Below are 15,132 nucleotides of genomic sequence, written 5' to 3'. Positions count from 1 at the left end.
GACTAAAAGCCAAAATGTAATATCGACAATTTCCCGCATTACAGCAAGTCAGTTTTTCAAATAGGCCCGGGCAAAAAAATACTTCTTACATCGATTCCCTGAGCTCAAAAACTTTTCTCATTTTATGAATAAGCTTTTCCGACTCATTGAAATTCAGCGTCTGTTGCCCATCAGAAAATGCTTCATGCGGCTTTTCATGCGTCTCATAGATCACTCCATCGGCGCCTGCTATTATGCAAGCCAGGGCCACCGGCTCCACATGGTCGCGAATACCAATACCATGTGACGGATCAGCAATGACCGGCAGGTGAGTCTTCTCTTTTAAAATGGGGATGGCATTGATATCCATCGTATTCCTACTGGCTCTTTCGTAGGTCCTTATTCCTCTCTCACATAGCATAAGATTTTCATTACCTGCGGAGAAAACATATTCAGCCGAGTATAACAGTTCATCAATGGTACCTGATATACCTCTTTTTATGAGTACTGGCTTATCTACCCTCCCTAGCTCATCCAAAAGGTTAAAGTTTTGTGTATTCCTCGCTCCTACCTGGTAAATATCTATATAGTCGTACATCTCTTCTATCTGCGATACCTGCATCACCTCCGTAATAATTTTTATACCTGCTTCTCTGGCAGCTTTGAACCAGGTCTTTAAACCCTCAATACCAAGCCCCCTAAAGGAGTAAGGCGAACTCCTCGGCTTGTAAACACCTCCCCGCATAATTTTAACATTATTAGTTTTCAAATGCCTGATCGTCTTCTCAATTTGTTCCTCCCCCTCTATGGAACATGGGCCTGCCATAATAGAGAGACTTCCTTCTTTTACCAATATGCCATCTCCCAGATCAATAGTGGCAGGTTTCACCTTCCACTTCCGTGAAACCAGCTTATAGTCATCAGAAACGCGGTGGATATCTGCAATACCCGGCAATTGCCCGATCTGGCGGATGTCAAAGTCTGTTCTCCCAATGCCAATGATATAATCACCTTTTTGGGTGTTTACCTCGGTAGTTTTGTATTTAAGGTCATTGATCTTATCAATAATTTCCTGTTTATACTGATCATCAAGCCCCTTTTTTAATTGCACTATCATGAACTTAACCCTTTAATTGCTTCTACAAATGATTTAATATCTTTTTCCAGATCAACACTTTTTTCCAGCAGGTTGATAAAAGCACTTCCTATAATGGCGCCATTGCTGTTCTGGACAGCCGTTTCAAAAGTTTCCTTATTGCTGATCCCAAACCCAACGAGTGTCTGGTTTTTGAGTTGCATAGCTCTTACCCGTTGAAAATATGCTATCTGATCCTGCACAACGTGTGCTTTGGCACCAGTAGTACTGGCCGATGACACCATATAAATAAAGCCATCAGACTGTTCATCAATCTCCCTGATCCGGGATTCAGCGGTTTGGGGGGTGATAAGGAAGATATTCCTGAGCCCATGGGCCTCAAATTTATCCTTGTAGTCCGCTACATACTCCTTAATAGGCAAATCCGGCAGTATCAATCCATCTATGCCACACTTTTCACACGCCTTGCAAAAGTTATCGACACCAAATTGTATCACCGGATTGATATATCCCATCATGATAACCGGTATCTGTACGTGCTGTCTCAGCTCCTCCAACTGGCTAAACAACAATTTCAAGGTCATACCGTTGTCGAGCGCCTGTTTGTTGCTTTGCTGAATTGTAGGTCCATCTGCCACCGGGTCTGAAAATGGTATGCCGATCTCAATGAGATCTGCCCCGGCTGCCTGCAGGTGTCGTGCAATATCAAGTGTATCGTTAAGCTTCGGAAACCCGGCCGTGTAATAGACCGACAATATTCCGGACTTCTTGTGTTCAAATAATTCATTTATTCTGTTCGTAACTTTTATATTCATGACTGTTTTTAGTTCTCAGTTCTCAGTTCTCAGTTCTCAGTTCACAGTTTCCACTTCTCAGTTTCAGTTAGTTGCGTGCTCGTTTGTAATCGGTAACCAATGACCAGTGACTAGTGACCAGTAACCAGTGACCAGTAACCAGTAACCAGTAACCAGCACTAGTACTTCCCCCATCTTATATATGTCTCCAGATCCTTATCGCCACGGCCGGAAAGATTAACGACTACAACATCGTCCGGTTTAAAGCTTATTTTACTAAGCGCTGCCAGTGCGTGGGCTGATTCAATAGCCGGAATAATACCCTCCAGGCGGCTCAACTCAATGCCTGCAAGCATAGCCTCTTCATCGGTTGCATTTTCAAATTTCACCCGTCCGGTTTCAAACAAATGTGCGTGCATGGGCCCTATTCCAGGATAATCCAGACCTGCGGAAATAGAATACGGCTCTATTACCTGCCCATCTTCTGTTTGCATCAGTAGGGTTTTACTTCCATGAAGCACTCCTGCCTTACCAAGCACACAAGTGGCCGCAGACTCTCCGCTATTTATTCCCTTCCCGGCTGCCTCTACGGCTACCAGTTTTACCTCTTCAGCATCAAGATAGTGATAGAAAGCCCCTGCAGCATTGCTTCCGCCACCAACACAGGCAATCACGTAATTAGGTTCTTCATTGCCAGTTGCTGCCTTGAGTTGCAGTTTCATTTCCTCACTGATCACACTTTGAAAGCGTGCCACCATATCGGGATAGGGATGTGGCCCCACTACCGACCCAATGATATAATGTGTGTCCAAAGGATTACTGATCCAGTGGCGCATGGCTTCGTTGGTTGCATCTTTAAGCGTTTGGCTACCACTGGTGGCAGGTACTACTGTGGCACCAAGTATTCTCATGCGCTCAACATTGGGGCGTTGCCTTTCCATATCTATTTTGCCCATATATACAACGCATTCCATGCCCATCAGTGCACAAACCGTAGCTGTGGCTACCCCGTGCTGACCGGCACCGGTCTCGGCAATGACCTTGTTCTTTCCCAGCTTTTTGGCCAGTATGATCTGTCCGATAGTATTATTTACCTTGTGGGCTCCGGTATGGCACAGGTCCTCTCTTTTCAGATATATTTTCGCATTGTGATGCTCAGAAAGGCGGTGAGCAAAATACAATGGTGTGGGCCTTCCCACATAATCCCGCAGCAACTGAGCAAATTCCTCCTGAAATTCCCGAGCTTCTATTATCTGAAGGTAATTCTCCTTTAATTCTTCCACATTTGGATGCAGCATCTCGGGAATAAAAGCCCCTCCAAACTGCCCGTAATAACCATTTTTGTCTACTAGATAACTCATATTTTTAATGCTTTTCCTTCTGAAGAACAGATTTCATCTTATTCTTCAGCTTTTTTAATAAATCTATATTTTTCAAACCCGGCTCTACCTCGAACCTGCTGTTGACGTCTATGGCATGAAGCCCGAAGTCCAGCGATTCAATTTCACCGATATTGTCCAAATCAATACCCCCGCTGAGAAAAACCGGTTTTTGAAGATCAAAATGTCTTAGTTTCTCCCAATTAAATTTTTCTCCGGTTCCTCCAGGTTTATCCGTACGCGTGTCAAACAGATAAAAATCAATAAAAGGGGCATATTGATCTAGCAATTGTTCATTGAGGTCTTCATTTCCTGAAAACACTTTGATAATCTTTACCTCCTCGGCATGTAGCCTTTTACAATAATTCACATTCTCAACTCCATGAAGTTGAACATACTGCAAGTCAAATTCCTTTACCGTGGAACAAACCTCTCCCAGCGACTGGTTAACAAAAACCCCCACCTTAGCCACGGTGTCCGGAATAGCTTTTACCTGCTCAGCAGCAACTCTGGTAGCCATACAACGCGGTGACCGGTCATAAAAAATAAAACCTGCATAGTCGGGCTGGAGGTCAACTACTTCGGAGATATTATCTCTCAGGCCGCAGATTTTCAGACGGATATTATTAAGCTTTGGCATAATCCCTTTCTTCTATTTCACTTAGTCGCTCTATAAAACCGGCACATGCTTTTTCCGGCCGGCTGTTTTGCATAAACCGTTCGCCGATCAGGAAACCATTAAACCCATGTTTTTTAAGCTCCACAATATCTTCAGGGGTATGGATACCGCTTTCTGACACCTTTACAAAATCACCAGGGATCAGCTCCGATAAAGCCACTGATGTAGCCAGGTCCACCTTAAAAGTGGTCAGGTCCCTATTGTTGACCCCCACAAGATCCACATAAGGATTGATGGCGGATAGTTCCTGCTCATTATGCACCTCGAGCAGCACCTCAAGGCCCAACGAACGGGCAAATTTCGCAAGCCGTTCTACTTCCGGTTCTTCTAATACGGCAGCAATAAGCAAAATCACATCTGCTCCAATGGACTTGGCTTCTATTATCTGGTATTCATCAATGATGAAGTCCTTTCGAAGTATAGGGCAAAAGTTAAATTTCCTTGCTACAGTCAGGTCTTCGCTCCTACCTCCAAAATATTGAGTATCCGTAAGAATTGACAAAGCAGAGGCCCCTGCCTGCATATAGCCAATGGAAACCTTCTCTACTGCGGCATTGGAATTAATAATTCCTTTAGAAGGTGACTTCCTTTTAAACTCGGCAATGATCCCTGATTTATCCTCTCGTAGTATATATTTTTTCAGCGAGACCGGAGTGCCTGCAAAGTAAATGCTCTGCTCCAGGAGTTTTGTTGGAAACAGACTTTTTCTCTCGGCTATCTCTTTCTTTTTATGCGCTATTATTTCTTCCAGAATATTCATGTGTATGTAATTTATTTTCAATGGTCACAACTTGTCCCGAACTTGTTTCGGGGATGAATTCGCTACAAACTTTATTCACCCTCGGCCTGTCCCGATCACTATCGGGGTTGGTATAATTTAGGATGGCTTTAAGAAAACGTTTCCGCTAAAGAGCGGGATGAAGTCCCAAAAAGCGGAGTCTTGTACAGTTGTCGGGATGAACATTTTTGGAACAAGCATAACACAGGCATTGGCGTTTTCTTAAAGACACTAACTAAGCAATTGTGTATATTTTTTTCCTACTAATTAACCTTTGGAAAGCCTTTAATGCCCGGCCTGACAGCAGGGATTCTTCAGCCTTATTGATGCAATAGTCCAACCCGGCTTCCCGGTTAGCACTATACAATGCCATACCGGCATTGGCGATAACCACGGCATTCTGAGCAGATGTACCCTGTCCTTTCAATATTTGATCAAAAGTTTTAGCAGATTCTTCAACTGTCTTCCCTCCTGATATTTCCTGTCGTTTTACGGTCTGCAGCCCCAGGTCCTCCGGTCCCAGCACTTGCTCTCCCTGATTAGAGATCATCTTAAATCTGCCAGTCAGGGACACCTCATCATACCCATCCAGGGTGTGCAGGATAATAAAATCCTTATCAGTTTTTTGATAGAGATAGCCATACAACCTGGCCAGTTCCAGGCTAAAAACCCCTACCAGTTGTTTTTTAGGGAAAGACGGGTTTACCATAGGACCCAGCATATTAAAAAAGGTTTTCACTCCAAGCTCCTGACGTATAGGGGCTACATTTTTCATGGCCGGATGAAATAGCGGTGCATGAAGAAAGCAAATGTTAGCCTGATCCAGACTTCTTTTTAGTTCGCCAATATCATTGGTGAACTCATAGCCAAAATGCGCCAGCAAATTGGACGACCCGCAAACAGAAGACACTCCATTATTGCCATGTTTAGCTACGTTCTGTCCGGCTCCGGCAACCACAAAAGAAGCCAGTGTGGATATATTGAAAGTATCCTTTCCATCCCCACCCGTTCCACAAAGGTCGATGGCATCATATTCATCTATCGGAACAGACAGGCACAGCTCCAACATGGCATCACGAAACCCCTCCAGCTCATCAACAGTGATGCTCCTCATCATGTATACCGTCAGAAAAGCGGCTACCTGGCTGTTATTGTATTTACCTTGTGCCAGCTCCAGCAGTATCTGGCGCGAAAGCTCTTTGTCCAGCGACTTATGTTCTATCAGTTTGTTTAAAATATCCTTCATATCTTTAATTTTTTAACCAGTTTTCGATCATTAATTTGCCATGCTCTGTCAGAATTGATTCCGGGTGAAACTGAAGCCCTTTCACATCATATTGCACATGGCTAAGTCCCATGATATTGTTATGTTCGTCCAGGGCGGTCACTTTCAAAGCCCCATTGACGGACTCGGGCAGCACAGCCCAGCTATGGTAGTGGCAGGCTTTAAACTGCGGAGGGATATTTGTGAAAATGTAATCTTCCGGGTCTTGCACTGTGATATTGCTCGCCACTCCATGCAACACTGTGAACATGTTATAAAGCTCACAGCCAAAAACTTCCGCTATGCCCTGCAAGCCGAGGCAAACACCCAGAATGCTCTTGGTTGATGCATATCTTTTCACCAGCGCTTTAAGGATGCCTGCCTCATCGGGTATTCCGGGCCCCGGAGAGATCAGTACCTTATCATACCTGGCTACCTCTTCCAGCAATATTTTATCGTTACGGATCACATCCAGGTGATCTGCATGCCCTAATTCTCTGATGATATGTACCAGGTTATAGGTAAATGAATCGTAATTATCGAGTAGTAATATGTTTTTCATAGTTGCTCTAGTTCAGTCTCTGTGCCATTTCCAATGCCTTTCTTAAAGCCGCAAGCTTGTTATTTACTTCTTGCAATTCACTGTTGGGCAGTGATTTGGCCACCACACCTGCCCCGGCCTGATAGTGCAGCGTATTGTCTTTGCTCAAAAAAGACCTGATCATAATGGCATGGTTAAAATCTCCGTTGAATCCCATGAAACCTATAGCCCCTCCATAGTAGTTTCGGCTGATATTTTCATACCTGTCGATCAGTTGCATGGCCATGTGTTTGGGCGCTCCGGACAAGGTGCCGGCAGGAAAGGTATCCGCAACAAGCTTTAGTGGTGATGATTGTGCTGCAAGCTGTCCGGTGACTTTACTCACGAGGTGGATCACATGAGAATAATATTGTATCTCTTTAAAAACCTCCACTTCCACCTTCTCCGAGCTTCTACTCAGGTCATTCCTGGCCAGGTCAACGAGCATCACATGCTCTGAGTTTTCCTTTTCATCGGCAGCCAGCTCCCGGGCAAGGTCAGCATCAGCGGAGTCATTGCCGGTGCGTTTAAACGTGCCTGCAATTGGATATATGCTCGCCTGCTTTCCTTTTATCACTATTTGTGATTCGGGGGATGATCCAAAGATCTTGAAACTGCCATAGTCGAAGTAGAAGAGATATGGTGAAGGATTGATAGACCTCAGGGCACGGTAAACATTGAATTCATCACCTGAAAACTTGCTTTGGAACCTCCTTGATAATACTATCTGGAACACATCACCACGTAAGCAGTGCGACCGGCCTTTGGTCAGGATCTGAAGAAACTCTTCATCTGTGTAGTTCGACTGTTCTTTACCCTGAAGTGTAAAATCAAACTGAGGGTTATTATTTACCTTAATGAGGGATTCCAGGTATCCCAGACTACCCTTTTTCTCCAACTCCTCCACCTTATGTTCAAAAAGGTAAAGCTCATTCCTGAAGTGATCTATAACAATAACGTACTTGTACACCCTGTAGATGATATCGGGGATAACATCGTTTACCTGGCTTATCTCAATATCTTCAAAAAATTTAATACCATCATATGCCATGTAACCAAACAGGCCATTGGTCACGAATTTGTGTTCGGTAGGTTCCGAATCAAACGCAGAGCGGAAAGCATCGAGCTCCGACAGAATATTTTCCCTTGTTACCTCCTTTTGTTGCACATCCCCTCCCGGATATACCACCTGCAACTGTCCCTTTTTCACCTCAAAAGAAGCTATGGGGGAGCAACAGATATAGGAAAAGCTATTGTCGGTACCATGATAATCCGAACTTTCGAGAAGAATACTTTCCGAAAATTTATCTCTCAGCCTTAGATAGATACTCACTGGTGTAAGCATATCCGCCAGCAGCTTTTTGGTATTCGTTTTTAAGGTAAATCGTTTCATTTTTAGTTGTTTACAAATCATTATTAAATAAAAAAGGGCCTGCCGGATGAACAGCAAGCCCTTTAAAATTTGGCATAGCGATACTGCTCATCATTGGAAATGATTAAAGTGCCACCACCATGCTTTAGTTGTTTTTGCTATGAATATTGTCATTTTATATACCCGTAAATCGATAATAAAAAAGCCCGCTGTTGGAGAACAGCGGGCTTAAAATGTCTTTGATCTATTTCAAATCTACAATAACGCTGTTCCTTTACAGTTTAGTAAAGTGCCACCACCATGCGCTATTAAAGAAATTGTTTTTCATATTCAGATCAAAAGTATAAAAGGAAAACTTAAAAGCAAACAAAAAAAATTATTTCTTTTTTGACGGCCCTGCTTTTCGGGTCTTTGGCTCTTCATTTAGCTCTCCGGCCACTGAAGTATTCTTGCCTTTTCCAGTACTCGGCCTGGGTCTGGAAACTCCGAAGGTACCCATGGCGATCTTTCCTCGTTTAGTCTTTTTATCTCCTTTTCCCATATAGATATTGATTAAAATAACTTTATTAAACTCGTTTAAACAAGTTTAATAAAGTTTAAAAATATTACCAAATCTTTACTCTAACACTATCTGCCCGGTACATGCCATCACCTGGTTGAACATTAAACGCCTGGTAGAACGTCTCCAGGTTAGCAAGCGGGCCGTTGGCACGATACATGCCCGGTGAATGAGGGTCTGTATTGACCTGAGTGCGCAGCGTCTCATTTTTATACTTGATCCTCCAAATAGTAGCCCACGAAACAAAAAATCTCTGTTCCGGGGTCATGCCATCGATAAGGCCGGGATTACCATGCTCGGCCAGGTGGCGTTGCAAGCCATCATAAGCAGCACTTACACCTCCCAGGTCTCCAATATTTTCACCGAGTGTAAAGGCGCCATTTACCCGGACGCTATCCAGCGGCTCATATGCATCATACTGGGCCACCAACTGACCCGTTCTGGCCTTAAAGCTCTCTGCATCTTTCTCTGTCCACCAGTTTTTCAAATTGCCTTCCGCATCAAATCTGCTGCCCTGGTCATCAAAACAATGTGAGATCTCATGACCAATGACAGCGCCTATACCACCATAGTTAACTGCCATGTCAGCTTTGTAGTTGTAAAAAGGAGGTTGTAATATGGCTGCGGGAAATACAATTTCATTAAACAAGGGGTTGAAATAGGCGTTCACCGTCTGTGGCGACATGCCCCATTCCTTCTTGTCCACGGGTTTGCCTATTTTACTGATCTGGTATTCAAATCCGAATTTCGAAGCGTTCAGCACATTCTGGATATAAGATGATTTTTCAGGATCACCCTCTACCATCAAGCCTGAGTAATCGCGCCACTCATCGGGATAACCGATCTTCACCGTCATTGTTTTCAATTTCTCCAGTGCCTTCTCCTTGGTGGAATCCGACATCCAATCCAGCTTTTTGATCCTGTCAGCAAAAGCCAGTTTAATATTCTCTACCATTTCCTGTGCCTTAGTCTTGGCCTCAGGTGGAAATTTTTCATCTACATATAGCTTCCCTATAGCTTCCCCAAGTGAGCCGTTTGTGGTAGCCAAAACTCTTTTCCATCGTGGCTGCATTTCTTCCACACCACGTAATTCTTTGCTATAAAATTCAAAATTGGCCTGAACAAATTCGTTGCTCAGAAATCCTGCTGTACCATCAACAAGTCTCCAACGCAAGTATTCTTTCCACACAGCAACAGGCACTTCTTCCGTTATTTTTTGAAATTCAGCTATGAACTCAGGCTGCATAACGATCAGCGTATCAATACCGGTCACGTCCATATCTTCGAGGTACTGCCCCCAATCAATGGAGGGTGCCAGTTCAGCCAATTCCGTTAATGATCTTTTATTGTATAGAGCAGGAATATTCCTCCGCTCCACATTTGTCATTGATGCTTCGGCTAACCGGGTCTCTAAGGCCATGATCCTGGCAGCCTGATCGGCAGCCATTTGTGGTTCATCGCCAGCCAGGGTTAGCATTCTGGCTATATGCTTCACATATTTATCTCTGATCTCCTGAGATTTTGAGTCTATTTTGGTATAATAATCTCTGTCAGGAAGTCCCAGGCCTCCCTGGCCCAGATACGTAGCCATCACCTTGCTGTTTTTCAGGTCAGGAAATACTGCAAAGTTGAAAAAAGCGCCTCCTCCATAGGTCTGTTGCTCGGAAAGATATTTCTGAAGGTCACCGGCATCAGAGATCTGCCCTATTTTATCGAAATAAGGCTGCAGCGGCTGAGCACCAACTCTTTCTGCTAAGAGGGAATCCATACCTATAGCATAAAAATCCGTAGCTTTTTTCTGGTCGGTACCTTCTCCGTATTTGTTGCTTTTACCTGCTGTTTCAAGTACTGAAAGTACGGTTTCATTAGTCATTTCTCTCAGCTCATTGAAGCTGCCCCATCGACCCTGGTCACCGGGAATTTCAGTCTGGTCAATCCATTTTCCGTTAACAAAACGAAAGAAATCATCAGAAGGCCGGACAGTAGAGTCTATATAACTAGTGTTGATCCCTACCACCGCTTCACTGTCAGACTTACCATCTTCTGCAGATGTGCAGGCTGCTACAAACGCACCTACACCAAAAGCCAATATAGCATGACGAAGATTAAAATCACTTAATTTCATATTTCACGGGTTTAGTGTTTAGACTTTAAACTTCGGTGTTTTTGATGTATTTTCAGAGCGATCTTATACGGGCGGCAGATTTGAAATCTGAAATCTGAAACCGTGGTGCAGCGGAGGTTCACGAGGGGTGCGGGGCATGAATCGGCGTATGAGCAGATCTGCGATCTGAAAATTTGAAATTTGAAATCGCGGCTAAGTATTCAGAAACTATGCAAGTCCGTCATTTGTTTCTTATTAAATAACGGTGGGTTCGATATAAAATAAAATGCTTATCCTCCTGACGGGAGTAGGATCTTCCTAAGTTGCTAATAGCACCCTTGAACTTAGTAAGATTCTTCATTCTTCCCTAAAAGAGGTTTTTTGGACTTTATTTTCAGATATGTATACCTTTAATCGGTCCTTCTATATCAAACGCACGTTAAATACTAAATCCATGGCAAAACCAAGTCTACACCTCATAAAAGCGATCAGAAATACGGCAAACGCATTAGCTGCCAGTAATAACTACCAGTGGGGACATATGGGGAGCTGCAATTGTGGCTTTTTGGCACAGGAGATCACCAAACTCTCCAAAACAGAGATCCATAGTAGAGCTATGCACAAATATGGTGATTGGAACGAGCAGTTAAACGATTACTGCCCTACCAGCGGCTTGCTTATGGACGACCTCATCAGCCAAATGCTCAACTTTGGGTTGGATACGGATGACCTGAAACGGCTGGAAAAATTATCAGATAAAGAAGTGCTTAACCGTTTACAGAAGGGTCAGCGATTTTTAACACCCAATAAAAAGGAAGATGTGGTACTTTACCTGAATGAATGGGCAAGTCTGCTGGAAGAGAAGCTGCTGGATAACATCCGTATACCGGTTAATGCTGAACAATTAATAGTAAGTGGTAGCTGGTAGCTGGTCTCTGGGGACAGGTTGCTAGGTATTCGTAAATCTAAAATCGTAAATCTAAAAATCGTCTTCTCCATCATCTTCTTCCTCAACCGGGGCTGGTTGAGATGGTGGTAGCTGGTCTTGTGGTTCTTCCTCTGATCTCTCCTTCTTTTTAAAGAGGCCTAGTGGCTTTTTCTTCTTTTTTGATTTGCCATCGAGCTCTGTTGCAGAGGTTTCTACGTCAAATATTGTGCTGTCAGAAGGCTCTTCTTTTTTATTAAACAGGTTCCTGAAAAAACCAAATACACCCTTCTTCTTGCGCTCCTCCTTCTCTTCAACCCGCTTTTGCTCTGCCATTTCCTGCCTATGCAAACGCACGTCAGGATACACCAGGTAATCACGCAGATACCATAGATAAAGCTCCTGATCTATGTTAAACTTCTCCTTTTTCAGAGAGATCATATAGATACTATCAGCAGCGGAAGCCAGTGTATCCACTGCAATTACTGCTGTGGAATCATAACCATCGCGTTCAGCCAAATAAAATTTATCATCAAATCGCAGCGAATCTGCTTCCTGAGGATAGATATCCTTCATGGGGATGGTCTCCAGGCTCCTAAGCTTTTTGCGATAAGACATCGGTTCGATAATAAGGAACTTATCCTTACTCGCCTCCATTACCTTAGGCATGGAATCTTCTCCAAAGTAGCTGAAGTGCCTTTTTAAAACCTCCTTATCATGTATAAAGGCACTTTGATAGGCAGGACATATCGCTCTTTCTGTGCATGCCTGAACGCACAAAAACAGGATAATCGCAGCTAAAGGTTGATACAATTTACTCATGCAAACCAATTGAAGAAGCCCAAGCTCTACGGCCATATGGGGCATTTTCACACATTTCTTGCCAAACTTCAAAGGTAGCTTTAAAAAGTAATAAATTAAAATAAAAACTTATAAATTAATGCATTTTGGTACATCTACACCTTTGAACGCACTGGCAAGATGTTCAAACTTACGCGAAGAACATCAGGAATTGCCAGGTTTTTTTACATTTCAAAACGTGCGAAATCTTTTTAACGTATATTGACGAATTATTTTGTTCCATTTAACCGTGTTGTATGAAAAAGACTTTACTACACATTCTTCTATTGCTTTGTTGTGTTATATCCTTCAAGACCAACGCTTTTGACTGCTGTCCGAATGCAGATCTTATTGTATCGAGAATCACAATTACAAATACTCCGACCGATGATAATATTCAATATGAATATGAATTAAAAAATGTGGGTCTGGATACCATGTTTCTGAACAGAATGCTTATCCAGAGCTATGTTTCCAAAGATCAGGTTTTAGGTGGAGATGTAGCCGCGGGAGGAGCGATCTTCCCTTCGGATACTCCTTATTTATTACCTGGGGAAACCTATATCGGCAATCGGGGAAGCTATCCTAATACTACTACTATTGCCGAATACCCCTATGTGATCATTGAGATTAAATTAAAAAGTGGAGAAACCATGACAGAATGCTCCACATCAAATAATATAGGTGTTGCCGAAATCACAACCATTGTTGCGGATGCTGACATTACAGCCTTCTCTTTAAATGAACAAACTTCCGTAGCCACTATTGATAACACCAATCACGCGATTGAAATTGATGTCTTTCATGGCACAGACATGACAAACCTTACATCAACGTTTACTCTATCCACCGGAGCAAACGCCAGCCCTGCAAGTGGAGTGGCTGTCGACTTTACCTGCCCTGCTGTTTTCGAAGTCACCTCCTCTGCAGGCAATACGCAGTCATGGTCTGTAGTCGTGAACGAAGAGCCCAATTACACTCCCTCGGATATCATGCTGGATAATACCTCTGTGGATGAAAATACCGCTACAACGACTATAGTCGGAAAACTCTCCACCACCGATGGTAATACGGACCAGACCCACACTTATACATTGGTGGCAGGCACAGGAGATGCCGATAATACCTCTTTCAGCATCAGCGGAGACCAATTGTTGACCGCGGCATCCTTTGATTTTGAAAGTAAGAATACTTATAGCATCAGAATAAAAACAAACGATGGCTTTGGAGGCGCCTATGAAAAGGCTTTTACCATTACAGTCAATGATGTTGCCGAGGCTCCTACCGACATCATCCTCAGCAATACTTCCATTGATGAAAATGAGGCGTCAAACACTGTGGTCGGCACCTTAACAACTACCGATGAAGACAACGGAGACACCTTCACTTACTCATTAATAGCAGGTAGCGGAGGTGCAGACAATAGTGCTTTCTCCATCAATGGTAGCGAATTGATCGCTGCCGAATCATTTGATTTTGAAGGCAAGGCGTCATATCATATACGAATAAAAACTGAGGATAACGGAGGCAACGGATTTGAGAAAGCTTTCACAATTACCGTCTCCGATGTCCAGGAAAGTCCCACGGATATCTCGCTAAGCAGTGCTAGTGTTAACGAAAATGAAGCCACAGGCACTCTTGTCGGCACGTTATCCTCTACTGACGAAGATGCCGGGGAAACATTCAGCTATTCTCTTGTAGCCGGCAATGGGGATAGTGACAATAGCTCATTCTCTATTGACGGAGCAGAATTGCTAACTGCCGAATCATTCGATTTTGAAAGTAAATCACTCTATAGTGTGAGAATACGCACTGAGGACAGCGGCGGTAATATCTACGAGAGGGCTTTTGACATTACGGTTACAGATGTTAATGAGGTTACCACTTCATTAGACCACGTCAGAAAACAAAACATCAAATTATTTCCTGTTCCCGCGAAAGATAAGGTAAGCATTGAGGTACTTAAAGGAACAGAGAAGCCATTACTTATCCAGGTAATTAATACGTCAGGACAAGTAGTTCTGGAATACGCTCCCTCTAAAACTATTACTGATCTGGACTTATCACAGTTGAAGAAAGGTATTTATACCATTACCGTGCTAACCAATAATGACCAATATAATTTGAAGCTATACAAAAAATAGGTAAAACTGAGGGGTTGTTTTACCTGATAGCAGCTCCTCAGTTATATATTCTGTGTTTTTAAAAGTTCGAGTTCCACTTTGAGCTTCTTAGGCAAACCCTCCACAACAAGATCATAAGAGTGATCAATAAGTTCATAGATGAGTTGATCACTAACGCTACCATCCATCATTACAGTATTCCAGTGTTTTTTGCTCATATGATATCCCGGTTTGATACCTGCATACTTTTCACGGAGCTCTTCCGCTCTGTCAGGATCGCATTTTAGATTGGCGCTTTCAAATGTATCCACGCCAGTCAGTGCAAACATTTTATTCATGACCTTAAAGACCAGAACGGTCTCATCGAAAGGAAAGCCCTCGGTAACCCCGGCTTTGGCCATGCAGAAATTTCTGAATTCCTCTATATTCATCAGAACAGGCGCTTAACTATCAAAAAAATAATTGCCAGCAGAAAAATAATGATGGACAACTTATTAATGCCATGCATCATTTTTAAATTAAAATTAGATGGCCTGCTCTTATCTCTCTTTCTAAAGAAATAACCGAACACCTCTCCAAAGGCAAAATAATCCTTCAGCGTGTTTTTCCCGTTTTTTTCTTCTACCCTCTTATCAGCCATTTTGATTTACAATTTACGAA

Annotated in this window: 15 protein-coding genes; 2 read left to right on the top strand and 13 right to left on the bottom strand. The window is 43.1% G+C overall.

Going from position 1 to position 15,132, the window contains the following annotated elements; translation table 11 throughout:
* Positions 1-85: 85 nt before the first annotated feature.
* From C900_RS14185 to C900_RS14145, 10 genes are all read right to left on the bottom strand, one after another.
* Positions 86-1,096: a bifunctional 3-deoxy-7-phosphoheptulonate synthase/chorismate mutase gene (locus C900_RS14185; protein ID WP_009580670.1), complete on the bottom strand. Its 1,011-nt coding sequence runs from the start codon at positions 1,094-1,096 to the stop codon at positions 86-88.
* Positions 1,093-1,890 carry a tryptophan synthase subunit alpha gene (trpA, locus tag C900_RS14180; RefSeq protein WP_009580669.1) on the bottom strand — a complete coding sequence of 266 codons (798 nt, stop codon included), beginning with the start codon at positions 1,888-1,890 and terminating at the stop codon, positions 1,093-1,095. Before trpA ends, C900_RS14185 begins: the two co-directional genes overlap by 4 nt.
* A 158-nt stretch (positions 1,891-2,048) precedes the next feature.
* Entirely contained in the window at positions 2,049-3,230 is a 1,182-nt protein-coding gene (gene trpB, locus C900_RS14175) for a tryptophan synthase subunit beta (RefSeq protein ID WP_009580668.1), read from the bottom strand.
* A 4-nt stretch (positions 3,231-3,234) separates the two neighbouring features.
* Positions 3,235-3,888, bottom strand: coding sequence for a phosphoribosylanthranilate isomerase (locus tag C900_RS14170; RefSeq protein ID WP_009580667.1), 654 nt, complete (start codon positions 3,886-3,888; stop codon positions 3,235-3,237).
* Positions 3,875-4,687, bottom strand: a complete 813-nt coding sequence (gene trpC / locus C900_RS14165) for an indole-3-glycerol phosphate synthase TrpC (protein WP_009580666.1) — start codon at positions 4,685-4,687, stop codon at positions 3,875-3,877. The genes C900_RS14170 and trpC overlap by 14 nt, the downstream gene beginning before the upstream one ends.
* A 253-nt stretch (positions 4,688-4,940) precedes the next feature.
* Positions 4,941-5,951: an anthranilate phosphoribosyltransferase gene (gene trpD / locus C900_RS14160; protein WP_009580665.1), complete on the bottom strand. Its 1,011-nt coding sequence runs from the start codon at positions 5,949-5,951 to the stop codon at positions 4,941-4,943.
* A gap of 4 nt (positions 5,952-5,955) precedes the next feature.
* Positions 5,956-6,531, bottom strand: a complete 576-nt coding sequence (locus C900_RS14155; protein ID WP_009580664.1) for an anthranilate synthase component II — start codon at positions 6,529-6,531, stop codon at positions 5,956-5,958.
* Between the two features lie 7 nt (positions 6,532-6,538).
* Positions 6,539-7,942, bottom strand: coding sequence for an anthranilate synthase component I family protein (locus tag C900_RS14150; RefSeq protein WP_009580663.1), 1,404 nt, complete (start codon positions 7,940-7,942; stop codon positions 6,539-6,541).
* A gap of 355 nt (positions 7,943-8,297) precedes the next feature.
* Entirely contained in the window at positions 8,298-8,462 is a 165-nt protein-coding gene (locus C900_RS30960) for a 30S ribosomal protein THX (protein ID WP_009580662.1), read from the bottom strand.
* A gap of 64 nt (positions 8,463-8,526) precedes the next feature.
* Entirely contained in the window at positions 8,527-10,605 is a 2,079-nt protein-coding gene (locus C900_RS14145) for a M13 family metallopeptidase (protein ID WP_009580661.1), read from the bottom strand.
* Positions 10,606-11,038: 433 nt separating this feature from the next.
* Between C900_RS14145 and C900_RS14140 the strand changes: the two genes are divergently transcribed.
* Complete coding sequence (locus C900_RS14140) at positions 11,039-11,512, top strand: hypothetical protein (RefSeq protein WP_040496811.1); 474 nt, start codon at positions 11,039-11,041, stop codon at positions 11,510-11,512.
* Between the two features lie 51 nt (positions 11,513-11,563).
* Here C900_RS14140 and C900_RS14135 read toward each other — a convergent pair whose 3' ends face one another.
* A complete protein-coding gene (locus tag C900_RS14135) occupies positions 11,564-12,331 on the bottom strand; it encodes a hypothetical protein (protein WP_157494033.1) in 768 nt (255 codons plus the stop codon).
* A 275-nt stretch (positions 12,332-12,606) separates the two neighbouring features.
* Between C900_RS14135 and C900_RS28490 the strand changes: the two genes are divergently transcribed.
* Positions 12,607-14,493: a cadherin domain-containing protein gene (locus C900_RS28490; RefSeq protein WP_009580658.1), complete on the top strand. Its 1,887-nt coding sequence runs from the start codon at positions 12,607-12,609 to the stop codon at positions 14,491-14,493.
* A gap of 41 nt (positions 14,494-14,534) precedes the next feature.
* On the opposite strand, the gene C900_RS14125 is transcribed toward C900_RS28490, so the two are convergent.
* Both C900_RS14125 and C900_RS14120 read right to left on the bottom strand, forming a co-directional pair.
* Complete coding sequence (locus tag C900_RS14125) at positions 14,535-14,903, bottom strand: MmcQ/YjbR family DNA-binding protein (protein ID WP_009580657.1); 369 nt, start codon at positions 14,901-14,903, stop codon at positions 14,535-14,537.
* The gene (locus tag C900_RS14120; RefSeq protein WP_009580656.1) at positions 14,903-15,112 is read right to left on the bottom strand and encodes a DUF6728 family protein; all 210 of its coding nucleotides are present in this window, start codon (positions 15,110-15,112) and stop codon (positions 14,903-14,905) included. Before C900_RS14120 ends, C900_RS14125 begins: the two co-directional genes overlap by 1 nt.
* Between the last annotated feature and the right edge of the window lie 20 nt (positions 15,113-15,132).

Origin of the sequence: Fulvivirga imtechensis AK7 (genome assembly GCF_000331535.1) — a bacterium.
In the GTDB taxonomy this organism is placed as follows: domain Bacteria; phylum Bacteroidota; class Bacteroidia; order Cytophagales; family Cyclobacteriaceae; genus Fulvivirga; species Fulvivirga imtechensis.
This window is presented reverse-complemented; position numbering and strand designations above follow the sequence as displayed.

Bases quoted from the DNA above. Each gene is read 5' to 3' on its own strand.
- C900_RS14185 (WP_009580670.1), bottom strand. From the start codon at position 1,096: ATGATAGTGCAATTAAAAAAGGGGCTTGATGATCAGTATAAACAGGAA.
- trpA (WP_009580669.1), bottom strand. From the start codon at position 1,890: ATGAATATAAAAGTTACGAACAGAATAAATGAATTATTTGAACACAAG.
- trpB (WP_009580668.1), bottom strand. From the start codon at position 3,230: ATGAGTTATCTAGTAGACAAAAATGGTTATTACGGGCAGTTTGGAGGG.
- C900_RS14170 (WP_009580667.1), bottom strand. From the start codon at position 3,888: ATGCCAAAGCTTAATAATATCCGTCTGAAAATCTGCGGCCTGAGAGAT.
- trpC (WP_009580666.1), bottom strand. From the start codon at position 4,687: ATGAATATTCTGGAAGAAATAATAGCGCATAAAAAGAAAGAGATAGCC.
- trpD (WP_009580665.1), bottom strand. From the start codon at position 5,951: ATGAAGGATATTTTAAACAAACTGATAGAACATAAGTCGCTGGACAAA.
- C900_RS14155 (WP_009580664.1), bottom strand. From the start codon at position 6,531: ATGAAAAACATATTACTACTCGATAATTACGATTCATTTACCTATAAC.
- C900_RS14150 (WP_009580663.1), bottom strand. From the start codon at position 7,942: ATGAAACGATTTACCTTAAAAACGAATACCAAAAAGCTGCTGGCGGAT.
- C900_RS30960 (WP_009580662.1), bottom strand. From the start codon at position 8,462: ATGGGAAAAGGAGATAAAAAGACTAAACGAGGAAAGATCGCCATGGGT.
- C900_RS14145 (WP_009580661.1), bottom strand. From the start codon at position 10,605: ATGAAATTAAGTGATTTTAATCTTCGTCATGCTATATTGGCTTTTGGT.
- C900_RS14140 (WP_040496811.1), top strand. From the start codon at position 11,039: ATGGCAAAACCAAGTCTACACCTCATAAAAGCGATCAGAAATACGGCA.
- C900_RS14135 (WP_157494033.1), bottom strand. From the start codon at position 12,331: ATGAGTAAATTGTATCAACCTTTAGCTGCGATTATCCTGTTTTTGTGC.
- C900_RS28490 (WP_009580658.1), top strand. From the start codon at position 12,607: ATGAAAAAGACTTTACTACACATTCTTCTATTGCTTTGTTGTGTTATA.
- C900_RS14125 (WP_009580657.1), bottom strand. From the start codon at position 14,903: ATGAATATAGAGGAATTCAGAAATTTCTGCATGGCCAAAGCCGGGGTT.
- C900_RS14120 (WP_009580656.1), bottom strand. From the start codon at position 15,112: ATGGCTGATAAGAGGGTAGAAGAAAAAAACGGGAAAAACACGCTGAAG.